The organism is Amycolatopsis sp. lyj-23, from assembly GCF_046549135.1.
Classification (GTDB): Bacteria; Actinomycetota; Actinomycetes; order Mycobacteriales; family Pseudonocardiaceae; genus Amycolatopsis.
Genome location: NZ_JAJPWN010000004.1, coordinates 1 through 21598, shown reverse-complemented (window position 1 = coordinate 21598; position 21598 = coordinate 1). Strand labels below are relative to the sequence as shown.

The following is a 21598-nucleotide window of genomic DNA, read 5'->3' as shown; positions in this document are numbered from 1 at the left end:
CGCAACTCGACACCTTCGAGGGGTCCACTGTGGAGTTACCCGCGGGTACGCTGCCGGGATGCACGGTTCGAAGCTCACCCGCGGCTGGTTCGCGATCACCGCGCTGGTCGCGCTGACCGGCCTCGTCACCCAGGTCATCGCCACGGCGAGCGATCCGGACGGGCGGGTCGCGAACCTGCTGTGCTTCTTCACGATCGACTCGAACCTGCTGGTCACGCTCACCTCCGCCGTGGTCGCGCTGGGCGCGGCCCGCGGCAGGCTGTTCACGGTCCTCTGGCTGGACGCACTGGCCGGCATCATCGTGACCGGCATCGTCTACCAGGTCGCCCTGGCCGGTCTGTACGAACTGCACGGCCTTTCGCTGTTCTCGGACACGATGCTGCACAAGGTCACGCCGATCCTGTTCGTGCTCGGCTGGCTCCTGGTCGCCCCGCGCGGCGCGCTGACGTGGCGCACGGTCTGGTGGTCCCTGCTCTACCCGCTGGCGTGGCTGGCGTTCACCCTCCCCCGCGGCGCGCTCACCGGCTTCTACCCGTACCCGTTCGTCGACGCGGGCGCCCTCGGCTACGGCCAGGTGACGCTGAACTGCGTCTTCATCGGCCTGTTCTTCACCGCCCTCACCACGGGCGCGTTCCTGTACGACCGCCGCTTCGCACGTCTCGAAGCCGCCTAGCTGTGTCGCGTGTCTGAGGTCCGTTGCCGGCGGCCCGGCTCAAGCGCCCCAAGGCGGCCTTGGTTGCGTGAGACGCACCGAAGGCCACATTGAGGTTCTCAGTAGCGGCCTTGGTGCTCGTGTTGGGTCAGCACCAGGGCTGCTTGGACGATGGTGCCGATGCGTTTGGGGCAGAGGCTGACTCGTCGTAGCGCTGACCAGCGGGTTTTGAGGATTGAGGCAGCCCGTTCTCCCCGGCAGCGCAGTCGGCGGTGCAGCAGGTTGAAAATCCGCTGTCTGATAGCCAGCGGTGGCTGACCTGCGGTTTCTTGAACGGCGTGAGGATACCGATCCCGGCGGCGTGGTAGGCCTTGTCGGCCAGGGTCGGTAGCCCGGCGGGCGGCGGCGGTCAGCGCGCCGGTGATGCCCAGGTCGCGGGCGGCGGAGAGGTCGTTGCGGAGCCGGGCAGCACCGGGGACGTCCACAGCGGGAACCCGTCGGCGCTGGCCAGAAACTGCACATTCCCGCCGAAGTTGCGGTGTTTGCCGGAGTACCACAGGTGCACGGTCGCTCCGCGGTTGCGGCCTTTGGTTTTGGTCGTGGTCGCTGCGACCCGGGTAGCGGGAATCAGCGTGCCGTCGAGGATCACGTGAGTGTCGCCTGCGGCTCAGCGTTGCGTCAGGACCTGGTGCAGATCCGAGGCGCAGGCGGCGAGGGCGGTGATGGCTTCGTGCAGGTAGCGGTAAGCGGTGGCGAGGCTGACCTGATGGTCGGCGGCGAGCCGGTGCACGGGGGTGGCGTCACGGAACCAGCGCAGCACCAGCACCGCCTGCCGGTACGGGGTCAGTGCCCGCCAGCCCCGGCGGGTGCCGCGCCGGCGGCGTTCGGCCTGCATGACACGGGCAACGAACCAGACCAGGCCGCGTGCCACGTCGAGTGTGGCGGCATAATCAATCGCGTGGGGCCTCTGGAACTTAGGATTCGATCTTCGCAAATCCAGTCCTACCAGGGGCCCCACGCCTCAGCCCAGGCCAATACGCCCACCCCACGCCAGCCCTACTGAGAAAACCTCATTGGGGCGCTCGGGACGTGCGGCACTAGCCGCGGACGCGGCGGAACGCGTTGAGGCCGTCGGTCAGCCCGGCCTGCACCAGGGTCGGGAGCGCGCCGCGGCGGTCGGCTGGTTTGCCCGCGGCGATGCGGTGCATCTGGCGGGTGTGCCACTGGATCTCCAGGAGGCTGTCGGCCAGCCGGATGCCCGTCTTGGGGCACAACCGCTCCGCCCGGACGTCTTCGCCGTCGATCAGCCGGGCCGGCAGGGCCGGGTCGACGACCAGTGGCCGGCCCAGGCCGATCGCGTCCAGCTCGCCCGAACGCAGCGCTTCGGTCATTCCCTCCGGCGTCGTGAAGCCGCCCGTGACCATCAGCGCGACGTCCGACACCGAACGCGCTTTCGCCGCGTAGTCCAGGAAATACGCCTCACGCGCCCGGGTGCTCGCGCGCCCGGCGCCCATCATCGCCGCCTTCTCGTACGTGCCGCCCGATACCTCCAGCAGGTCGACGCCGGCTTCGCCGAGTTCGCGCACGACTTCCAGGGACTCGTCCTCGGTGAAGCCGCCGCGCTGGAAGTCCGCGCTGTTGAGCTTCACCGACACCGGCACGTCGTCGCCGGTCGCCGCGCGGACGCGGCGGACCACCTCGAGCAGGAACCGGCGGCGGCGAACGGCGTCGCCGCCCCAGGCGTCGGTCCGCTGGTTCGTCAACGGGGAAAGGAACTGCGAGACCAGGTAGCCGTGGGCGCCGTGGATCTGCACGCCCGTGAAACCCGCCTCGACGAACGTCCGTGCCGCGACGCCGAAGCGCTCGATGATCGCTTCGACCTCTTCGCCGGTCAACGCGCGCGGCGGCGCGAAGGCGGTCCGGATGCCCCGGTTGCCGAACGAGACGGCGGATGGCGCCACCGGCTCGCGCGAGAGGTACCGCGGGCTCTGGCGGCCGGGGTGGTTCAGCTGCACCCACAGCCGCGTGTCCGTGCCGTCGACCGCCCGCGCCCAGGCCCGGAACGCCGCCGGGTCCGCGGTCGCGGCGACGTTGCGCGGTTCGCCGAGCGCGGTGGGGTCCACCATGACGTTCCCGGTGATCAGCGCGCCCGCGCCGCCGCGCGCCCACGTGCGGTACAGCTCGGCGAGTTCGTGCGTGGGCGCGTTGCGGCGGTCGCCGAGCTGCTCGCTCAGCGCCGACTTCACCAGCCGGTTCGGCAGCACCGCGCCGCACCGCAGCTTCAGCGGCTCGGCCAGGAGGTCCCGGGTCATCGCGTCACCTCACGAACTTACTCCCAGTAAGAAAACTCGACGGTAGCATACCGCTGGTATGTCATCTACCCGTCGAATGACCACTAGGGTCGGGCGCATGACGGCGATCGTGCAGAACCTGGTGACCTCCGGCGTCTTCCGGCTCGACGGCGGCAGCTGGGACGTCGACAACAACGTGTGGATCGTGGGCGACGACAGCGAAGTGGTCGTGATCGACGCCGCGCACGACGCGAAGGCGATCGAAAACGTCGTGGGCGAGCGGAAGCTGACCGCGATCGTCTGCACCCACGCGCACAACGACCACGTCAACGCCGCCCCGGAGCTCGCCGCCGCGACCGGCGCGCCGATCCTGCTGCACCCCGACGACCGCGTCGTCTGGGACCTCACGCACCCGGACCGCGCCCCGGACGGCGAACTGGCCGACGGCCAGGTGCTCACCACCGCCGGCACCGAGCTGCGCGTCATCCACACGCCGGGGCACGCGCCCGGCGCGGTGTGCCTGTACGCACCGGCCCTGGGCGTGCTGTTCACCGGCGACACGCTGTTCCACGGCGGCCCCGGCGCCACCGGACGGTCCTATTCGGACTATCCGACGATCGTCCGGTCCATCCGCGAGAAGCTGTTCACCCTGCCGGAAGCCACGAAGGTCCACACGGGACACGGCGAAGGCACGACGATCGGCGCCGAGAAGGCCGCGTCGGACGGCTGGGAACAGCCCTGAGAAGGCTCGCCGAACGGGTCAGCGCGTCAGCCGCGGCACGCTCGGTGACACCCGGACGTGCTGCTTGGCGTCTTCCGCCAGCGTGCGCGCCCACTCCTGCAGCCCGGTGACGTCGACCCCGTGCGGCGCCTCCCGGCGGAACGGCTCGATGTTCGCCGCGCCGCGCTCCAGCAGCGACACCGCGCCCACGTTGTTGCCGCGGGCCGCGTGCGTCAGCCCGACGGCGAGCTGCGCGAGGCCGCGCCACAGCTCGCGGCCGGGCCCGTCGGTGGTCTTCCACGCGTCCTCGAAGACCTCGTGCGCGTGGAACGGCTTGCCGTCGTCGAGCAGCTGCTGAGCCTCCGCAAGCGTTTGCGCCGGGGTCCGCGCGATGCCTTCGGGCTGGCGCTCGACGCCGTCCGAGCCGTACGGCAACGGCCGGCCGAGACCGTCGCGCGGCCGTGCGTTGCGTGCCCGTCCCTCGGCGTCCCGGTCGCGGCGGCTCATACCCGTAGATCCTGCCACGCGTCCCAGCAGGTAGTCTGGCGACTCGTGCGTTTCCTCGACGGCCACCGGCCCGCCCACGACCTGACCTACGACGACGTGTTCCTGCTGCCGAACCGTTCGGACGTGGAGTCCCGCTTCGACGTCGACCTCGCCACCGCGGACGGTACCGGCGCCACCATCCCGATCGTCGTCGCCAACATGACCGCGGTCGCCGGCCGCCGGATGGCCGAGACCGTCGCCCGCCGCGGCGGGCTGGTCGTGCTGCCCCAGGACGTCGACACCGAAGCCGTCGCGGAGATCGTCGGCTGGGTCAAGAGCCGGCACACGGTGTGGGACACCCCGCTCGTGCTGACCGGCGGTGACGCCGTCGCCGACGCCCTCAACCTGGTCCACAAGCGCGCGCACGGCGCGGTCGTCGTCGTGGACGGTGACGGCCGCCCGGTCGGCATCGTCGACGAAGCAGCCTGCGCGGGCGTCGACCGCTTCGCGCGGCTCGCCGACGTCGCGCAGCCCCCGGCCGTCGTGGTCCCGCTCACCACGCCGGCCCGTGAGGTGTTCGAGCTGCTCAACGGCCACGGCGCCCCGCTGGCGCTCGGCCTCGACGCCGACGGCCGGCTCGCGGGCGTCCTGACCGCGGTCGGCGCCCTGCGCGCGGAGATCTACACCCCTGCCGTCGACGACGCGGGCAAGCTGCGCGTCGCGGCCGCGATCGGCGTGAACGGCGACGTCGCCGCGAAGGCCGACGCCGTCCTGAAGGCCGGGGTCGACGTGCTGGTCGTCGACACCGCGCACGGGCACCAGGAGAAGATGATCGCCGCACTGAAGGCCGTCCGGTCGGTGTCGCCGCAGGTCCCGGTGGTTGCGGGCAACGTGGTCACCGCCGAAGGCACGCGCGACCTGATCCAGGCCGGCGCCGACGTCGTCAAGGTCGGGGTCGGGCCCGGCGCGATGTGCACGACCCGGATGATGACCGGCGTGGGCCGCCCGCAGTTCTCCGCGGTCGCCGACTGCGCGGCCGCCGCCCGCGAGCTGGGCAAGCACGTCTGGGCCGACGGCGGGGTCCGCCACCCGCGTGACGTCGCGCTCGCGCTGGCCGCCGGCGCGTCCGCGGCGATGGTCGGCTCGTGGTTCGCCGGCACCTACGAATCCCCCGGCGACCTGCGGTTCGACGAGCAGGGGCGGCCCTACAAGGAGTCGTTCGGCATGGCGTCGAAGCGCGCGGTGGGCGCGCGGACGCGGACGGACAACTCGTTCGACCGCGCGCGGAAGGCGCTGTTCGAGGAGGGCATCTCCTCGTCGCGGATGTCGCTGGACCCGCAGCGCCCGGGCGTCGAGGACCTGCTGGATTCGATCGGCTCCGGCGTGCGCTCTTCCTGCACCTACGCCGGCGCGCGGACCCTCGAGGAGTTCCACGAGCGCGCGCTGCTGGGCGTCCAGTCGGCGGCCGGGTTCGCCGAGGGCCGCCCGCTTCCGGCGGGCTGGTGACCGCGGGCCGGTGACCGGGCCGGTGGATTCAGCCCGCGCAGCACACGTGTTCCGACCACTCCGGAACGTGCCACCAGTGCTGCTTCTCCGCTGACCGGGCGGCGGGCGCCACTTCGGTGGCCGCCGCCCGGGCGGTCGGCCGGTTCCGGTAGGGCGCCAGCAGCTCGCCCACCGTCCGCAGCACCCCGCCGACCAGCACGCTGCGGACGTTCGCGGCCGCCTTGATGTCCTGCAACGGGTTGCCGCCGACGAGCGACAGATCGGCGTACGCCCCCGGCTTGAGCACCCCGATCCGGTCCTCGAGCCCCAGCCACCGCGCCGGGTTGCGGGTGGCGGTGGTGAGCGCCTCGTACGGGGTGAAGCCGAACGCGACCATCGCCCGCAGGTTCTGGTGGGTGGAGACGGCCACGTTGTCCAGCGGGGAATCCGTGCCGGTGACCACGAACCCGCCCGCCCGGTGGATCCGCAGCACCATGTCGACGTTCCCGGCGAGGACCTGGCGCAGGTAGGCGTTCTCCGGGTTGCCCGCCGTGTCCGCCGTGGTCTTGAGGAGCGCGTATTCCCAGGGCGGGAACAGGACTTCGGTGCGCTCGTCGGTCACCAGCGACTTGTCGTCGGCGTACAACGCCCTCGAGGTGAACAACGTCGGCGTGATGGACATCCCCGAGCGGACGAACAAGGCGACCGCGTCCTGGTAGGACCGGCCGATCCGGCTGACGGTGTGCGAATACCCGAGCCGGTTGGTGGCCCCGGTGTGCTCCATCGCGTCCATGCCGAGGTTCGCCGCCGGGTACAGGTAGTGCGACGACAGCGGGATGCCCGCCCGGTGCGCGGCCCGGACCACGGCCTGCTGGTACGCCACGGGAAGCCGGACGTACGTCTTGATCATGTCGTACTCCAGCTCGACCGCGCGGGCGAGCTCCAGGTCCAGCTGCTCGGGCGACAGCGTCGGCCGCATGAAGTTGTAGTAGATCCGGGAGCCGTCGACGGCTTCCCCGGTACCGAAGTACCGCGGACCGACCCGGTTCCCGGATTCGAGGGCCTCGCGCGTCTCCAGCATCTGGTACGCCGGGTCGCCGGGCGAGCGGGTCGTGGTGATGCCGTAGGCCAGCCACAGCCTGCCCTGCCGGTCACCCCACTGCCGGCCCCGCAGGTGCCAGTGGTTGTGGATGTCGACGAGCCCCGGCATGGCGGTCAGGTCGTGCGCGTCGACGGTGCCGGGTGCGTCCCGGTGCGGCCGGACGTCGGCGATCCGGCCGCCGTCGACGACGATGTCGACGTCCCGCCGCAGCGTCCGGGCGATGCCGTCCCACGCCGCGCCGACGTGGATGACGGTCCGGCGCGGCGGGCGCGGCCGGGCCCAGGTGAAGTCGAGCCGGATCGTGCGCGGCGCACCGCCGGTGATCCTCTGGGCCCTGAGCTGCCCCTTCGACAGGTACACGAGCGTGTCGTGCCCCTGCCAGGCCAGCGAGTCGGTGACCTCGTGGGTGACCTGCCTCGGCGCACCGATCAGCCGTCCGGTGCCGTCGACCGGGGCGATCCAGGCGACGCTTTCGACCGTGAACGCGAGGTACCGGCCGTCGGGTGACCACAGTGGACCGTCGTCGCCGCGGGTGGCGAGCGAGCGGAACGGCATCGGCTCGGCGTAGCGGAGTTCGTGGGTCTTCAGGTCCACCGTGAGGATCTGGCTGGTGCCTTCGCGGTAGCGCCGCGAGTACGGCTTCACAGCGGCCAGCGCGATGACCGATCCGTCCGGCGACCAGGTCGGCCGTCCGGGCATGAACAGCGGCGGCGTCACCTGCTGGGCGGTGGCTGCGGCGACGTCGTGGATCCACGTGGCGCCGTCCTGGTCGGCGTAGGCCACCCGGCCGCCGTCCGGCGACCACCGCGGCGCGACCTGTGCGCCCGCCTGCTGGGTGAGGACGGTGTCCTGACCGGTGCCGAGGTCGTGCAGCCACAGGTCGGCGGTGCCGAGCCGGTCGCTCGTGTAGAGCAGCTTCGTCCCGTCCGGGTGGAAGTCCGGGTCGGAGTTGAAGTAGCCGTCGCCGACCAGGCGCTGTGGCCGGCCCCCGCCCGCCGCGACGACGTAGATCGCGTTGAGGGCTCGGAACGCGATCCACCGGCCGTCCCGGGACACCACTGGCCCGGCGATGCCCCGGACGGGCTTCGGCGCGGCCGAGTCCAGGTCGCGGACCCGCCTCCGGTAGTCGCGTGCCGCCGTGGACACGCGCGCTTCGAACGGGACGTCCTGGACGGCGCCGGAAAGTTCGCGGCGGCGGATGTGCCCGTCGGCGGTGTAGAGCACGACGGACCCGGACCAGTTCGCGGGGAAGCCGAAGACGTCCTCGCCCTTGGTGAGCTGCTGGTCGCCGAGCATGAGGTCCGCTTCGGCGCCGCGCAGCCGCAGGTAGCTCGGCTGCCCGCCGGGACCGAACGCGGGACCGTACAGCTTGTCGGCGCCGGTGGCGGTGATCAGGCGCGTGCGGGTGCCGGTGGCGAGGGTGACGACGTCGATGGCGGTGTCGTTCACGGTGAAGACGAGCTTCGTGCCGTCGGGCGACCACCGCGGCGACGCCTCCTCGTCAGCGGTGGACGCGACCGTGGTGATCGCTCCGGAGGCGACGTCCAGCAGGTGGATGCCGTAACTGCCGTCCCGGTCGCTGCTGAAGGCGATCTTGGTGCCGTCCGGCGAGAACACCGGCTCCCGGTGGTCGAACCGCCCGCTGGTGAGCTCGCGGGGCACGCCGCCGGCGTGGTCGATGACGTACAGGTGGAAGTTGCCGTCGCGGTAGGACTGGAACACGATCCGGCGCCCGTCCGGCGACCAGCTGGGCAGCGTCGCGTCCTGGAGGTCGTCGGTGAGCCGCCGGGCGCGGCCGCCGGCGGCGGGCAGCACCCAGATCCCGGTGACCAGGTCGACCGCGATCCACCGGCCGTCCGGTGACAGCGCGGCGGACAGGTTCGTGCCCTCCCGCAGCACCACGCCGTCCGCGTCGGCCTCCGGCTCGGCCTGGGCGACGTCCGCCCCGGCCACGGTCAGCGCGGCGGCGGCTGCGCCACTTCGGACGAGAAGCTCACGACGAGAAAGGTTTTCCGGCCCCATCCGGCCCACTATGCCCAGCCCCGGATCGGCCGGATAGCGCCGAGCGGGTTTTTCACCGGATGTCCGGCCAGGACGGGAACGGATGCCGGGGGCGGCGCGAACGCCGCCCCCGGGTCTCCTCAGCCGTGGTCCTCCAGCATCTCGGTGACCAGGGCGGCGATGGGCGAGCGCTCCGAGCGCGTCAGCGTGACGTGCGCGAACAGCGGGTGGCCCTTGAGCTTCTCGATCACCGCCGAGACGCCGTCGTGCCGCCCGACCCGCAGGTTGTCGCGCTGGGCGACGTCGTGGGTGAGCACCACGCGGGACGCGGTGCCGAGGCGCGAGAGCACCGTGAGCAGGACGTTGCGCTCCAGCGACTGCGCCTCGTCGACGATCACGAACGTGTCGTGCAGCGAGCGGCCGCGGATGTGCGTCAGCGGGAGCACCTCGAGCATGCCGCGGTCGAAGACCTCGTCGAGGACGTCCTGGCTGACCAGCGCGCCGAGCGTGTCGAACACCGCCTGCGCCCACGGCTGCATCTTCTCGCTCTCGGACCCCGGCAGGTAGCCGAGGTCCTGGCCGCCGACCGCGTAGACCGGCCGGAACACCACGACCTTGCGGTGCTGACGGCGTTCCATCACCGCCTCGAGGCCCGCGCACAGCGCGAGCGCCGACTTGCCGGTGCCGGCCCGGCCGCCCAACGACACGATCCCGACGTCGGAGTCGAGCAGCAGGTCGAGCGCGACGCGCTGCTCGGCGCTGCGGCCGTGCAGGCCGAACGCCTCGCGGTCGCCCCGGACCAGCCGGATGCGCTTGTCCGCGGTGATCCGCCCGAGCGCGCTGGAGCTGCCCGCGAGCAGCCGCAGCCCGGTGTGGCAGGGCAGCCCGGCGAGCTCGTCCATGCCCCATTCGACGGGGTCGACGGTGCTGCCGCCGAACAGCGCGTCCAGCAGTTCCTGCTGGACGTCCACGTCCGCCATGCCCGTCCAGCCCGACGGCGTCACTTCCTGCGCGCGGTACTCGTCGGCCTCGAGACCGACGGCACCCGCCTTGACCCGCAGCGGGATGTCCTTCGTCACCAGCGTGACCGCCTGGTTCTCGGCCGCGAGGTTGAGCGCGCAGGCGAGGATGCGGTGGTCGTTGGAGTCGGTCCGGAACCCGGACGGGAGCACCGACGGGTCCGAGTGGTTCAGCTCGACCTGCAACGTGCCGCCGTGGTCCCCGATGGGGAGCGGCGCGTCGAGCCTGCCGTGCTGCCGGCGCAGGTCGTCGAGCATGCGCAGGGATTCCCGGGCGAACCAGCCCAGCTCCGGGTGGTGGCGCTTCGCCTCCAGTTCACTGATGACGACCAGCGGAAGCACGACGGCATGCTCGGCGAAGCGGGTGACCGCCCACGGGTCCGAGAGGAGGACCGACGTGTCGAGCACGTACATGTGCTGCTGGGATTCGGGCGCTTTCTCCGGGCCGGGAACGGCACCGGTCGAAGAGTGGCCAGAGGCCTTGCGGGGCAAACGCTGCGCAGTCACGACGGCATCTCCCTCGAGGGCGTGTGCACCTCACGCCCGCACTCGCTGGGCCGGGCACCTCCCTGGCTGGACCACTCCTCCTGACCGGTGGGTCAGGTGGCGCGGCCACGAGGGCCGGGTGCCGGCCCCCTCGAGCGTCTCGTGGGCGGCTGCGCCGCCCCCTCGATCACCGCCACGACCAGGGCCTCCCGCGAGGACCCGCACGGAACGCGTGCCCTCACCTCGGAAGGTACCCACGAATCCGGCGGCGCGCAGGGAGCCAACACGGTGATTCGCCAGATCGTCACCTCACCGTCGGTCGTCCGAAATCCGCTTCCGGCGCCGAAAAGACGGCTTGACCAGGGGGTTTACCGGTGGTTCACGAACCGAACCGGCGGTGCCGCCATGCGTAGTCGCGCATGGCGCGCAGGAAGTCCACCCGGCGGAACGCCGGCCAGTACGCCTCGGTGAACCAGAACTCCGAGTGCGCGGACTGCCACAGCAGGAAGCCGGAAAGCCGTTGCTCGCCCGAGGTGCGGATGATGAGGTCCGGGTCCGGCTGGCCCGAGGTGTAGAGGTGTTCGGAGATGTGGTCGACGTCGAGGATCTTCGCGAGCTCGTGAATGGACGTTCCCTCGTCGGCGTGCTGCAGCAGCAGCTTCCGCACGGCGTCGGCGATTTCCTGGCGCCCGCCGTAGCCGACCGCGATGTTGACCTCCATCCCGGTCCGCCCTTCGGTCCGGGCGGCGGCTTCGCTCAGTCGCTTTGCGACATCGGCGGGGAGCAGGTCGAGGGCGCCGACGATCCGCAGCTGCCACGGCGTCCCCGGCGCGGCGAGTTCGTCGGTGACGTCGGTGATGATCTTCAGCAGGGGCGTGAGCTCGTCCGGGTCGCGGTTGAGGTTGTCGGTGGACAGCAGCCACATCGTGACGACCTCGACGTCCGCCTCCTGGCACCAGCTGAGGAAGTCCGCGATCTTCTTGGCGCCGGCGCGGTGCCCGTCCGAAACGTCGGTGAAACCCGCTTCCCGGGCCCACCGGCGGTTGCCGTCGAGCATGATGGCGATGTGCCGGGGATGCCGCCCGGCCGCCTGCTGGATGAGGCGCCTGCCGTAGGCGCTGTACACGACGTCGGACAAGAACGAGCGAACACTCACGTCGAGTCAGCGTACGCACCCGGTGTGAGGCGCGTGACTCGACCGCTGCCGGACAACCTACGGCCCCGTAACCTGGAAGGGTGAGCCTGATGACGGAACCACCCGAGCCCGTAGTGGACCTCCGCCCCCGGCTGCGCGGGCACATCCACTTCTGGACGTTCTTCGGCGCGCTGGCCGCGGTGGCCACGCTGATCAGCTTCGCGTCCACAGTGTCCGCGATCGCCGCACTGGCGACATCGGTCTACGGCCTGACAGTGCTCGGCTTGTTCGGCGTGAGCGCGCTGTACCACCGCCGGTTCTGGAGCCCGCGCGCGTACAAGTGGATGAAGCGCGCGGACCACTCGATGATCTTCCTGTTCATCGCGGGCACGTACACCCCGTTCACCCTGCTGGCGATGTCGAAGCCGACGGGCTACGTGATCCTGTCGATCGTCTGGGGCGGCGCGGTCGCCGGCGTGGCGCTGAAGATGCTGTGGCCGCACGCACCGCGGTGGCTCGGGGTGCCGATCTACATCGCACTGGGCTGGGTCGCGGTGTTCGTGTTCCCGGAACTGGCCACGCACGCGGGCGTCGCGGCGCTGGTGCTGCTCTGCGTGGGCGGGCTGTTCTACACGCTCGGCGCGGTGTTCTACGCCGTGAAGTGGCCGAACCACTGGCCGGAGACCTTCGGGTACCACGAGTTCTTCCACGCGTGCACGGTGCTGGCGGCGGTCTCCCACTACATCGCGATCTGGCTGGCCATGTACGCCTGAGCCTTCGATGTGAAAAGCGCGGCCGCTCACCCGGATTCGGGTCGGTGGCCGCGCTTTTCGGTCGGAGCCGGGTACTCGACCACCCACACACGGCTCTTCGAGCCGGCGAGGCGAACCTCCTCAGCCGAACATCCCCGGCTGGTACTCCCCCGCGGGGTTGCGGGCGATCACGTTCAGCCGGTTCCACGCGTTGATCGTCGCCACCAGCGCGACCAGTGCCCCGATCTGCTCCTCGTCGTAGTGCTTGCGCACCGCCGCCCACGTCTCGTCGGTGACGCCGACGTGTGCGTCTGCCAGGCGGGTGGCCTCCTCCGTCAGCGCCAGGGCCGCGCGCTCCGCCTCGGTGAACACCACCGCTTCGCGCCACGCCGCCACCAGCGCCAAGCGGACCGCCGTCTCGCCGGCCGCCGCCGCGTCCTTCGTGTGCATGTCGAGGCACATCCCGCAGCCGTTGATCTGGCTCGCGCGGATCTTCACCAGCTCCTGGGTCGCCTTCGGCAGCGACGACTCCTCGACCGGGCGGGACGCCGCGATCAGGCGCTTGACGAACTTGCCGGTGATCTCGTTCTCGAACATGTTGAGCCGGGCTTCCACGGTGGTTCCCCTTCCGTCGTCTGCTTCACCCCCTTGACGAGCCGGGCGACGGCGTTGTGACAGCGGCTCCGGTGACGCCGGTCACGCCGAAATCGGGATCCACACGTTCGCGGCCCCACCCCGGCCGTCGGTCACGCCGGGAACACCGCCGGGAGCACCGCGCCCGACCTGCGCGTCCGGGTGCGCTGGCCAGCGAAAACCGCCTCAAACGATCACTTTCAGGGGTCACCCACAGGGACACCACGACGGTTGCCGCACCGACCGGGGCGGCCGACGGTGGGTTGACCAAACGACTCGACGTGTGGAAGGAGCACGACCGCGATGGCCAGGACCCTGCAGCCCCAGGAACTCATCGACAGTGCCGTGGTCGACCCGAACGGCAACAAGATCGGGAAGGTCGGCAACGTCTACCTCGCCGACGCGACGCACCAGCCCGAGTGGATCACCGTCAAGACCGGCATGTTCGGCACCAAGGAGAGCTTCGTCCCGCTTTCCGGCGCGCACACCGACCAGGACGGCGTCCACGTCCAGGTCGACAAGGACAGCGTCTCGGGCGCCCCCCGCATCGACGCCGACGGGCACCTCTCGCCCGAGGAGAGCACCCAGCTCTACCAGCACTACGGCCTGCCGGTGCCGCGCACGTCGCCGGACGGGCGGATGGACCGGGGCAAGGCCGGGACGGGCAAGCGCGACGACCGCGCCATGACGCGCTCCGAGGAGCGGCTGAACGTCGGCACCGAGCAGGTCGAGACCGGGCGAGTGCGGCTGCGCAAGTACGTCGTCACCGAGGAGCAGCAGGTCACCGTGCCCGTGCGGCACGAAGAAGTGCGCATCGAGCGCGAGCCCATCACCCGCGCGGACGGCACGGCGGAGATCGGCGAGGCCGAGCAGGACGTCGTCCTGCACGCCGAGAAACCCGTGGTGCGCAAGGAAACCGTGCCGGTCGAGCGGGCACGTCTGCGTACCGAGACGGTCAGCGACGAGCAGACCGTCTCCGGCAAGGTGCGCAAGGAACAGTTCGAAGTCACCGACGACGACCGCAAGCACCGCCGTTCCTGAGCCCCCGGGCGGGTGGCCGGTCCCCGATACCGGCCACCCGCCTGGGTTTCACCCCACCGCGCGCGGCAGCCGCGGCAGTCCGGCCACCAGCTGCCGGCCCTTCTTGCGCAGCGACGGCGGGAACGGCGGCATCGACAGCGTCATCGCCTGGTCCCAGCCGTGGACGTACAGCTCGAACTTCAGCAGGAATCCGCCCCGGGGCTCGGTGATCGCCACGTACGTCCGCGGCACGCCGAACAGCGCCCGGCCCGGGCCGCCCGTGTAGGCGTCGGCCTCGAAGAACAGCAGCTGCCGGTCGGTGAGCAGCAGGTAGAGCTCGCGCTGGGTGGTGATCGAGAACATCGTGCCGCCGCTCAGCACGGCGGTCGCGGCGGCGAGCGCGAAGTGCCGACCCAGCACCTTCCGCAGCGAGCCCACCTTGGCCATGGCGATCACTTCGGGCGTTTCGCCCGGTTGCATCATCGGTGCGGCGGTTTCGAGCAAGCGTCTTTCACGGCGGGCGCCCATGGGGATTCCTTCGGGGAGAGCGGGAAGCGGACGCGCCACGCTAGACGACGGACGACGACCGCCTTCCCGCACCCCACAAGGGAAGCCTGAACCGGCCGATCAGGACACCAGCATCGGCGCCGCGAGGAACTGCGCCGGGATCGCGAAGGCGTCCACCAGCGTGCGCGCGTGCGGGCGCAGCTCCGCGCACAACCGGTTGACCGCCGACGTGACGGCCTTCGCGCGCGACGCCGTCAGGCGGCCGTGGCCCAGGAACCACGCCAGGTCCTCTTCGATCGCCGACAGCGCGTAAAGGTCACAGACGCGCTCGAGCAGCGTGCGCGCGTCCGGGTCTTCGCAGCGCTCAATGGCCGCCGCGAACGCCTCCAGCACCAGCCGCTCCACGTGCACGCGGCCGGCGCGCAGCACGTGGTCCTGCGCCGCGTTGAACACGCCGAACGGGTCCTCGGCCGCCTTGCGCAGGCGCTTCGCCACGCCTTCGACGACGTGCTCCTCGCGGTCCTCGAACAGCCGCAGCTGCCACTCGCGGCGGAAGAACACCTCCGCGTCCGACCCCACCGTGAGCGACTCGAGCGCCTTGCGCACCGAAGTCCGCTCCAGGATCGTGTTGACCACCTGGTCGGTGAAGAACCGGGCCGTCGCCAGCGGGGACAGGTCCTGGAAGTCCTGCTTGTAGCTGGTCAGCAGGCCCTTCGCGACCAGCTGCAGCAACACCGTGTTGTCGCCTTCGAACGTCGTGAAGACGTCGGTGTCGGCCTTCAGGCCCGGCAGGATGTTCTCCGCCAGGTAGCCGGCGCCGCCGCACGCCTCGCGCGCGGCCTGGATCGTCGCCGTCGCGTGCCACGTGTTGAGCGCCTTCAGCCCGGCCGCTCGCGCTTCCAGCTCGCGTTGCTCCTCTTCGGGCGCCGACGAGTCGATGTCGTGCAGCTTCGACACGAGCTCTTCCTGCGCGAAGTGCAGCGCGTACGTCTTCGCCAGCGCCGGCAGCAGCTTCCGCTGGTGGCCGAGGTAGTCGAGGATGACGACCTCGTCGCCGTCCGGGGTCATGAACTGGCGGCGCTGCTCGCCGTAGCGGATGGCCAGGGCCAGCGCGCGCTTGGTCGCGCTCCCCGCGCTGCCGCCGACGCTCACCCGGCCGCGGATCAGCGTGCCGAGCATCGTGAAGAACCGGCGGCTGTCGCTTTCGATCGGGCTCGAGTACGTCCCGTCCTCGGCGACGTCGCCGAAGCGGTTCAGCAGGGCCTCGCGCGGGACCCGGACGTTGTCGAAGCCCAGCCGTCCGTTGTCGACACCGTTGAGGCCCGCCTTGGGGCCGCAGTCCTCAATGGACACACCCGGCGCCGGAGCACCGGAGTCGTCCCGGATCGGCACCATGAAGGCGTGCACGCCCCGCGATTCGCCGCCGGTCACCAGCTGCGCGAAGACGACCGCCATCCGGCCGTCGCGGGCCGCGTTGCCGATGTACTCCTTGCGCGCCATGGCGTCCGGGGTGTTGACGACGAAGCCGCCATCGGTGAAGGTCGCCGTCGTGCGCAGGTGCTGCACGTCGGAACCGTGGCCGTGCTCGGTCATCGCGAAGCAGCCCAGCAGGTCGAGGTCCATGATCGCGCGCAGGTACCGCTCGTGGTGGCGCTCGGTGCCGAGCAGCTGGACCGCGCCGCCGAACAGGCCCCATTGGACGCCGGCCTTCACCATCAGCGACAGGTCGCCGTAGCCGAGCATCTCGAACGACGTCACCGAGCCGCCGACGTCGCCACCGCCGCCGTACGCCGGGTCGAAGCCCAGGCCGGGCCGGTCGGTCGCGGCGAGCGCGCGCAGCTGGTCGAGCACCTGGGCGCGGTGCGCCTCGATGCCGAGGTCCACCGGGTCCCGGAACTCCGCATCGGCCATCTGCGCCCGCACCCCGCGGCGCAGCTCGGCCCAGCGACCGTCGAGGACGGCGGTCAGCGCGTCCGGATCCACCTTCGATGGCACTTCGGGGACGTCCACGGCTACCTCCGGAAAGGACGAACGGCAGGCTTCCTACTCGTTGGTAGTAAGCCTGCCGCAGCGCCGGCGATCCCGCAGGTTCAGCTCGGGCTCGCCGTCGAGCGTCACATTCGGGAAGCGGGCGTTGTCCGCGTTGACCAGCTGCCGCCGGAGGTGCAGGTCCAGGCTTGCGCGATCGGCGGAACGGCTGCCATGATCACGGCATGTCGATTCGAAAGGGCGTGCGCGCCCTCGCGCGTTGAGCGCCTCGCGGCGGCCGGACCGCCGACCTCCTGACATTTCCCAGTGGCTGAACCACGCCTTCCGCACGGATTCCGCGGATCGGCCCGCGGCCGAAGCCGCCATCGCCGGGCTCTACGCGTTGCTCGGCAAACCGCCGCCGCGGTTCGTCTGGGTGCGTTCCCCGAACGCCGCCGTGCCACCGCCTTCGTCCTCGCCCGAGCCGGTGGAAGCCCGGCTGGCGACGCGGGTGGCCGTGTTGCGGAGGCGCTGTGGTGACGTCTCGCCCGAGGCGCGCCGAAGCGTCAAGGAGTCCGTCGCCCGCCTGATCCGGCTCGCCATCCCGCATTCGCTCGGCCTGCACTGGTACGGCCAGCAGGACGCCTACTGGGTGCCGCCGGATCCGGACGACCCCGAGCTGACGCTGTGGGCGACGCTCGTGCGTTCCTGCGGCTGGTGGTGGCCGCGGGACGGCGTCTGCGTCATCGCCGAACGGCCGCTGGCGATCCACACCGACGAGGAGGGCCGGCTGCACAGCGCGACCGGACCCGCGGTGGTCTACCCGGACGGCTGGGGCGTGCACGTCTGGCACGGCACGCGCGTGCCGTCCTGGGTGGTCGAAGACCCGACCGCGGCGCGGATCAACCAGGAGTACAACGTCGAGATCCGCCGCTGCGCCGTCGAACACCTCGGCTGGCCGGCCTACATCGAGCAGTCCGGGCTGCGGGTGCTGAGCCGGGCGCCCGATCCCGGCAACCCCGGCTGCGAACTGCAGCTCTACGACCTGCCGCCGCAGAAGTGGCACGCGCCTTCGCGGCTGCTGCTGGCGGTGAACGGCTCGGTGGAGCGGGACGGCACCCGCCGCCGCTACGGGCTGCGCGTGCCCGCCGGATTCGACCATCCCCTCGACGCGGCCGGCTGGTCGTACGGGCTCACCGGAGCCCAGTACGCGCGCCTGCGGCGCCGGACTTGACTTCCCAGAGGTGATCACATGTTTCTTGCCGAACTGCTGGACCGGACCGGCCTCGACGTCCTCGCCCACCTGGACCGCGAGGTCACCGTCCCGGTGATCGACGGGCTCCAGGCCCAGGGCGACCTGATCGTGCTGCCGCTGGCGTTGCTGGGCTCGGTGCCTTCGCGCCGCAGCTGGTGGCAGCTGCCCGAGGAAGGCCGCGAACTGGTGCGCGGCGAAGCGGGCAACAACCCGCACACGCTCGTCGCGGACCGCGGAACGTGCCGGATCGGAACGTGGCTCGAAGACCCGGAGCGGCTGGCGATCGCGGCCTTCGAGAACACGGCGCCGGTGTGGCTGATCCACCCGGAGCACGGGGCAACCGGAATAGCACCCGGAGCGTGGTTCGTGCGACGGCAGCGGGAGCTGGGAGCGGGGTTCCGGAAACCGGTGCTGATCGCGGATTAGGACTGGGGCCGGGCCGCGGGGTGCCACCGAGGGGGCGGCACCGCGCGGCTCGGTCCCGGGCCGGGTGAAGGGGCGCCGGTACTCGCGTCGGGAGTGCTGTCGAAGGGACGGCATCCCGCGGCACGGCTCGCGGTCGGGAGACGGTCCCGCCGGTTCCCTGCAGGGCCGACATCCACGGCACGGCTCGCGGCCGGAGGACGACCCGGTCGGTTCCGGCGGGGCCGTCGGTTCCGGCAGGGCCGCCGGTTCCCTGCGGGGCCGCGGGGTGCCACCGAGCGGGCGGCACCCCGACCCTGGCACCGACCCTGTGGGCTGCCGCCGCCGAGGCGGCAGCCCACGGGTCAGGCCAGGTCAGGCCCCTTCGACCGCAGATCGTCCACCTTGCTCATCGCTTCCCGCAGCTCGCCCAGCCAGCTGTCCGCGTGCTGGCCGACCAGCCGGACCGCCCACGCCAGCGCGTCCGAGCGGGACCGGGCCACGCCCGCGTCCACCAGCGTGTCCAGCACCAGGCGTTCCGGCTGGCGCAAGCGCGTCATCACCGGTGCCGAGTGCGTCGTGAACAACGCCGTCGTGCCGCCCAGGCGCGCGCCCCACGACACCTTGCGCTGGTAGCGGTGCTCCGCCTGGCGGGCGATCTCGATGCGCTCGTCGCGCGTCTCCTCGCGGTACCGGCTGATCCGGCCCTCTTCGGCCGCCGCGCGGGCGGCGTCGTCCGCGTACTCCTCGGTCAGGGCCGGGAGCTCACCGACCACGATGATCTCTTCGCGGTCGACCGTGACCTCCGGTGCGCCCGTGAACCAGCCGTCGGGCAGGCGGCCGCCGAACCAGGCCGCCGCGTCGTCCGCCGGCGGGACCTCGGCCTGCTGCCAGCCACGTCCGCCGCGCCATCCGCGTCCCATGTCGTACCTCCGGATTACATGATTACATCGCTACCGAAGCTACGCCGAAAGCACAGCCATCGACACGGCGTTCACCCAGGGCGATCAGAGCCGGGCGGCGAGCTCCTCGACCGTCGTCACCGGGCGGTCGCAGACGTACCCGCGGCAGACGTACGCCGCCGGGGCGCCGTCGACCAGGGGCCGCTCGGCCAGCAGCGGCACGCCCGGCGCGTCCGGCGCCCCGGCCAGCACGATCCCGCCGCCGTGCACGCGACGGGCCGCGGCCAGGCGCAGGGCAGCGTCGTCGCCCACCACCGCGACCTGCACCGGCCCCGCCTGCAGCGCCTCCGCCACCGACAGCCAGTGCCCGGCGAACCGCGGCACCCGCCCGGCCAGCACGCCGGCCCGGCGCAGCGCCTGCTCGGCCGCCTCCCGGTACCGCGCCGCGCGGTCGTAACCCGCCAGCGCGGACGCCGTCAGCAGCGCGCCGGCCAGCGCGGACGCCCCCGACGGGCTCGCGTTGTCGCCGGGGTCGGCCGGGCGCTGGACCAGCGCCTCGGCGTCGTCGGCGGTGTCGAAGTACGCGCCCGGGACGTCCGGGGACGCGAAGTGCGCCAGCGCCAGGTCGAGCAACCGGGTCGCCTCGGTGAGCCACTGCCCGTCACCGGTCGCCTGGTGCAGGGCCAGGAACCCGTCGGCGACGCAGGCGTAGTCCTCCAGCACCCCGGCGGATTCGCCGACGACGCCGTCACGCGAGCTGCGCCGCAGCCGCCCGTCGACGACGTGCACCCGCAGCAGCAGCCCGGCGGCGTCACGCGCCCATTCGATCCACTGTGGACGATCCAGGGCGACGCCCGCCTCGGCCAGCGCCGTGATCGCCAGGCCGTTCCAGGACGCGATGACCTTGTCGTCCCGGCCCGGCTGCGGCCGCTTCGAACGTGCTTCCAGCAGCTTGACGCGCAGCGCTTCCGGCAGGTCGCCGAACAGGCGCAGCGTCGACGCACCTTCTTCGAACGTGCCTTCCTCGGTGACGCCGAACAGCTCGGCCGCGGAGTCGTCACCGACCACCTCGCGCAGCTGCGCCGGCGTCCAGACGTACGTCAGGCCTTCGACGCCTTCGGTGTCCGCGTCCAGCGAAGACGCGAAGCCACCTTCGGGCGTCCGCAAGCTCTCGAACAGGAACTCCGCCGTTCCGGTGGCGACGCGCAACGCCGTCGCCGAGCCGGTGCGCCGCCAGAGGTGCGCGTAGAACCGCAGGAGCAACGCGTTGTCGTACAACATCTTTTCGAAGTGCGGCACGATCCACTCGGCATCGACGGAGTAGCGTGCGAAACCGCCGGCCAGCTGGTCGTACAGGCCACCGCGGGCCATCGCCTCGGCGGTCTTGTCCACAAGAGACAGCGCGACCGACGAACCCGTGCGTTCGTGGTGGCGCAGCAGGAACTCCAGGACCATCGACGGCGGGAACTTCGGCGCGCGGCCGAACCCGCCGTTGACACCGTCCGCCTCCTGCTGGAGCTGCCCGACCGCGCCGGCGAGCGCCGCTTCGTCCACAACGGACTCCTTCAGCGGCCCGGTCTGCTCGTCGAGGTGTGCAACGATCTGCTTGGCGCCCTCCAGCAGCTCGTCCGGCCGCTCCTGCCAGGCCTGCGTGACGGCGGCCAGCAGCTGCCGGAACGAAGGCATGCCCGGCCGCGGCGACGGCGGGTAGTAGGTGCCGCAGTGGAACGGCTCGCCGTCCGGGGTCAGGAAGCACGTCATCGGCCAGCCGCCCTGCCCGGTCATCGCCTGGGTAGCGGCCATGTACACCGCGTCGATGTCGGGCCGCTCCTCGCGGTCGACCTTGATGTTGACGAAGTTCCCGTTCATCAACGCCGCGGTCCCGGCGTCCTCGAACGACTCGTGCGCCATGACGTGGCACCAGTGGCAGGCGGCGTACCCGACGGAAAGCAGGATCGGCACGTTCCGCCGCTTCGCCTCGGCGAGCGCCTCCGGCCCCCACGGCCACCAGTCGACCGGGTTGTCCGCGTGCTGGAGCAGGTACGGGCTGGTCGCGCGAGCGAGGCGGTTCATGGTTCCAGGGTCGCACCCGGGAAAACCGGGCGCGCGGTCACCGGCCACACTGGGCCGGCGCTGCTGACCATCACGACCACCCGGAACCCGGGCGGCGACCTGGGCTTTCTCCTGCACGAGCACCCGGAGAAGGCGCAGCCGGTCGCACTGTCGGCCGGGACCGCGGACTCGACCCAGTAGGGCGACAGCCGCTATGTCGACTTGAGGCTTAGCGCACATGCTGGCGCTGCGCGAGTACGCGCTGGGGCCGGAGGTCGCCTTCCTGGGTTGTCCGCGCGACCGGGCCACGCGAGGCCAGGCGCCGAAGCGACTCGGTCAGCACCTTGTCGCTCACCTCGGCGATGCGGTCCAGCAGCTCGCTGCGCCGGGTCGGGCCCATCCGCAGGGCGGACACGACGACCGGGTCACACGTGTGGCTGCTGATCGACGCCCTCGGCGCGCGGACGGCGGTACTGGGTGGGCTCACCGCCGCACGGCAGGCCGAGGAGGCCGCGGGCTTCGTGATGCGGGTGGTCGCGGCCGGCGCGAACCTGCGCTTCGCGGTTCCGGATGTGGACCCCGGCCTCGTGGCCTCGGGCAGCTAGAGCCTGTTTTGATGTGCTGACCAGCCAGGTTGCTGAGCAGTGCCGACGGTGCGGCGTGTCGGAGATCGAATAGGCGAGGTCTCCGGTAGATCGATCAACGACCAAGAAGATCGAGAACACCGGA

General features: G+C 71.5%; 19 protein-coding genes and 2 pseudogenes. 8 read left to right on the top strand and 13 right to left on the bottom strand.

The window, feature by feature from the left end; translation table 11 throughout:
- Nucleotides 1-58 precede the first annotated feature (58 nt).
- Nucleotides 59-673 (top strand): Pr6Pr family membrane protein, encoded by a 615-nt coding sequence (locus ACLJPY_RS09460; protein ID WP_410587655.1) that lies wholly within the window; start codon nucleotides 59-61, stop codon nucleotides 671-673.
- 98 nt (nucleotides 674-771) lie between these two features.
- On the opposite strand, the pseudogene ACLJPY_RS09455 reads toward ACLJPY_RS09460, so the two are convergent.
- Both ACLJPY_RS09455 and ACLJPY_RS09450 read right to left on the bottom strand, forming a co-directional pair.
- Nucleotides 772-1547 (bottom strand): annotated as a pseudogene (locus ACLJPY_RS09455) (transposase family protein).
- A 202-nt stretch (nucleotides 1548-1749) separates the two neighbouring features.
- Entirely contained in the window at nucleotides 1750-2964 is a 1215-nt protein-coding gene (locus ACLJPY_RS09450) for an NADH:flavin oxidoreductase/NADH oxidase family protein (RefSeq protein WP_410587654.1), read from the bottom strand.
- Nucleotides 2965-3061: 97 nt separating this feature from the next.
- Between ACLJPY_RS09450 and ACLJPY_RS09445 the strand changes: the two genes are divergently transcribed.
- Nucleotides 3062-3685 (top strand): MBL fold metallo-hydrolase, encoded by a 624-nt coding sequence (locus tag ACLJPY_RS09445; RefSeq protein WP_410587653.1) that lies wholly within the window; start codon nucleotides 3062-3064, stop codon nucleotides 3683-3685.
- Between the two features lie 18 nt (nucleotides 3686-3703).
- Here the strand turns inward: ACLJPY_RS09445 and ACLJPY_RS09440 are convergent, their stop codons facing one another.
- Nucleotides 3704-4171 carry a DUF309 domain-containing protein gene (locus ACLJPY_RS09440; RefSeq protein WP_410587652.1) on the bottom strand — a complete coding sequence of 156 codons (468 nt, stop codon included), beginning with the start codon at nucleotides 4169-4171 and terminating at the stop codon, nucleotides 3704-3706.
- Between the two features lie 45 nt (nucleotides 4172-4216).
- On the opposite strand from ACLJPY_RS09440, the gene ACLJPY_RS09435 reads away from it, so the two are divergent.
- Nucleotides 4217-5656 (top strand): GuaB1 family IMP dehydrogenase-related protein, encoded by a 1440-nt coding sequence (locus ACLJPY_RS09435; protein ID WP_410587651.1) that lies wholly within the window; start codon nucleotides 4217-4219, stop codon nucleotides 5654-5656.
- Between the two features lie 28 nt (nucleotides 5657-5684).
- Here the strand turns inward: ACLJPY_RS09435 and ACLJPY_RS09430 are convergent, their stop codons facing one another.
- The 3 genes from ACLJPY_RS09430 to ACLJPY_RS09420 all read right to left on the bottom strand — a co-directional run bounded on the left by ACLJPY_RS09430 (nucleotide 5685) and on the right by ACLJPY_RS09420 (nucleotide 11399).
- Nucleotides 5685-8759: an amidohydrolase family protein gene (locus ACLJPY_RS09430; RefSeq protein WP_410587650.1), complete on the bottom strand. Its 3075-nt coding sequence runs from the start codon at nucleotides 8757-8759 to the stop codon at nucleotides 5685-5687.
- A 119-nt stretch (nucleotides 8760-8878) separates the two neighbouring features.
- Nucleotides 8879-10171, bottom strand: coding sequence for a PhoH family protein (locus tag ACLJPY_RS09425; RefSeq protein ID WP_410588259.1), 1293 nt, complete (start codon nucleotides 10169-10171; stop codon nucleotides 8879-8881).
- Nucleotides 10172-10622: 451 nt separating this feature from the next.
- Nucleotides 10623-11399 carry an isoprenyl transferase gene (locus ACLJPY_RS09420; RefSeq protein ID WP_410587649.1) on the bottom strand — a complete coding sequence of 259 codons (777 nt, stop codon included), beginning with the start codon at nucleotides 11397-11399 and terminating at the stop codon, nucleotides 10623-10625.
- An 89-nt stretch (nucleotides 11400-11488) separates the two neighbouring features.
- Here ACLJPY_RS09420 and trhA point away from each other — a divergent pair, with 89 nt between their 5' ends.
- Nucleotides 11489-12151 (top strand): PAQR family membrane homeostasis protein TrhA, encoded by a 663-nt coding sequence (trhA, locus tag ACLJPY_RS09415; protein WP_410587648.1) that lies wholly within the window; start codon nucleotides 11489-11491, stop codon nucleotides 12149-12151.
- Nucleotides 12152-12271: 120 nt separating this feature from the next.
- Here trhA and ACLJPY_RS09410 read toward each other — a convergent pair whose 3' ends face one another.
- Nucleotides 12272-12745 carry a carboxymuconolactone decarboxylase family protein gene (locus ACLJPY_RS09410; protein ID WP_410587647.1) on the bottom strand — a complete coding sequence of 158 codons (474 nt, stop codon included), beginning with the start codon at nucleotides 12743-12745 and terminating at the stop codon, nucleotides 12272-12274.
- Nucleotides 12746-13066: 321 nt separating this feature from the next.
- On the opposite strand from ACLJPY_RS09410, the gene ACLJPY_RS09405 reads away from it, so the two are divergent.
- Entirely contained in the window at nucleotides 13067-13804 is a 738-nt protein-coding gene (locus ACLJPY_RS09405) for a DUF2382 domain-containing protein (RefSeq protein WP_410587646.1), read from the top strand.
- A gap of 48 nt (nucleotides 13805-13852) precedes the next feature.
- Here the strand turns inward: ACLJPY_RS09405 and ACLJPY_RS09400 are convergent, their stop codons facing one another.
- Nucleotides 13853-14311, bottom strand: coding sequence for a hypothetical protein (locus ACLJPY_RS09400; RefSeq protein ID WP_410587645.1), 459 nt, complete (start codon nucleotides 14309-14311; stop codon nucleotides 13853-13855).
- Between the two features lie 99 nt (nucleotides 14312-14410).
- Nucleotides 14411-16300 (bottom strand): acyl-CoA dehydrogenase, encoded by a 1890-nt coding sequence (locus tag ACLJPY_RS09395; RefSeq protein ID WP_410587644.1) that lies wholly within the window; start codon nucleotides 16298-16300, stop codon nucleotides 14411-14413.
- Nucleotides 16301-16538: 238 nt separating this feature from the next.
- Here ACLJPY_RS09395 and ACLJPY_RS09390 point away from each other — a divergent pair, with 238 nt between their 5' ends.
- Entirely contained in the window at nucleotides 16539-17492 is a 954-nt protein-coding gene (locus tag ACLJPY_RS09390; protein WP_410587643.1) for a DUF6745 domain-containing protein, read from the top strand.
- 18 nt (nucleotides 17493-17510) lie between these two features.
- Nucleotides 17511-17939 (top strand): hypothetical protein, encoded by a 429-nt coding sequence (locus ACLJPY_RS09385; protein ID WP_410587642.1) that lies wholly within the window; start codon nucleotides 17511-17513, stop codon nucleotides 17937-17939.
- Between the two features lie 341 nt (nucleotides 17940-18280).
- On the opposite strand, the gene ACLJPY_RS09380 is transcribed toward ACLJPY_RS09385, so the two are convergent.
- Both ACLJPY_RS09380 and ACLJPY_RS09375 read right to left on the bottom strand, forming a co-directional pair.
- Nucleotides 18281-18838: a hypothetical protein gene (locus ACLJPY_RS09380; protein ID WP_410572707.1), complete on the bottom strand. Its 558-nt coding sequence runs from the start codon at nucleotides 18836-18838 to the stop codon at nucleotides 18281-18283.
- Between the two features lie 84 nt (nucleotides 18839-18922).
- A complete protein-coding gene (locus tag ACLJPY_RS09375; protein ID WP_410587641.1) occupies nucleotides 18923-20890 on the bottom strand; it encodes a thioredoxin domain-containing protein in 1968 nt (655 codons plus the stop codon).
- A gap of 60 nt (nucleotides 20891-20950) precedes the next feature.
- Here ACLJPY_RS09375 and ACLJPY_RS09370 point away from each other — a divergent pair.
- A pseudogene (locus ACLJPY_RS09370) lies at nucleotides 20951-21055 on the top strand (hypothetical protein); the annotation flags it as partial.
- A gap of 43 nt (nucleotides 21056-21098) precedes the next feature.
- Here ACLJPY_RS09370 and ACLJPY_RS09365 read toward each other — a convergent pair.
- Together ACLJPY_RS09365 and ACLJPY_RS09360 are read right to left on the bottom strand one after the other, a co-directional pair.
- Nucleotides 21099-21284, bottom strand: coding sequence for a winged helix-turn-helix transcriptional regulator (locus ACLJPY_RS09365; protein ID WP_410587640.1), 186 nt, complete (start codon nucleotides 21282-21284; stop codon nucleotides 21099-21101).
- 10 nt (nucleotides 21285-21294) lie between these two features.
- The coding region (locus ACLJPY_RS09360) for a hypothetical protein (RefSeq protein WP_410587639.1) at nucleotides 21295-21598 on the bottom strand (304 nt) is incomplete at its 5' end.

What these genes read in the sequence shown, in the direction of transcription:
- ACLJPY_RS09440 (WP_410587652.1), bottom strand. Translation starts at nt 4,171, where the DNA reads ATGAGCCGCCGCGACCGGGACGCCGAGGGACGGGCACGCAACGCACGG.
- ACLJPY_RS09460 (WP_410587655.1), top strand. Translation starts at nt 59, where the DNA reads ATGCACGGTTCGAAGCTCACCCGCGGCTGGTTCGCGATCACCGCGCTG.
- ACLJPY_RS09375 (WP_410587641.1), bottom strand. Translation starts at nt 20,890, where the DNA reads ATGAACCGCCTCGCTCGCGCGACCAGCCCGTACCTGCTCCAGCACGCG.
- ACLJPY_RS09450 (WP_410587654.1), bottom strand. Translation starts at nt 2,964, where the DNA reads ATGACCCGGGACCTCCTGGCCGAGCCGCTGAAGCTGCGGTGCGGCGCG.
- ACLJPY_RS09425 (WP_410588259.1), bottom strand. Translation starts at nt 10,171, where the DNA reads ATGTACGTGCTCGACACGTCGGTCCTCCTCTCGGACCCGTGGGCGGTC.
- ACLJPY_RS09385 (WP_410587642.1), top strand. Translation starts at nt 17,511, where the DNA reads ATGTTTCTTGCCGAACTGCTGGACCGGACCGGCCTCGACGTCCTCGCC.
- ACLJPY_RS09430 (WP_410587650.1), bottom strand. Translation starts at nt 8,759, where the DNA reads ATGGGGCCGGAAAACCTTTCTCGTCGTGAGCTTCTCGTCCGAAGTGGC.
- ACLJPY_RS09405 (WP_410587646.1), top strand. Translation starts at nt 13,067, where the DNA reads ATGGCCAGGACCCTGCAGCCCCAGGAACTCATCGACAGTGCCGTGGTC.
- ACLJPY_RS09400 (WP_410587645.1), bottom strand. Translation starts at nt 14,311, where the DNA reads ATGGGCGCCCGCCGTGAAAGACGCTTGCTCGAAACCGCCGCACCGATG.
- trhA (WP_410587648.1), top strand. Translation starts at nt 11,489, where the DNA reads ATGACGGAACCACCCGAGCCCGTAGTGGACCTCCGCCCCCGGCTGCGC.
- ACLJPY_RS09445 (WP_410587653.1), top strand. Translation starts at nt 3,062, where the DNA reads ATGACGGCGATCGTGCAGAACCTGGTGACCTCCGGCGTCTTCCGGCTC.
- ACLJPY_RS09380 (WP_410572707.1), bottom strand. Translation starts at nt 18,838, where the DNA reads ATGGGACGCGGATGGCGCGGCGGACGTGGCTGGCAGCAGGCCGAGGTC.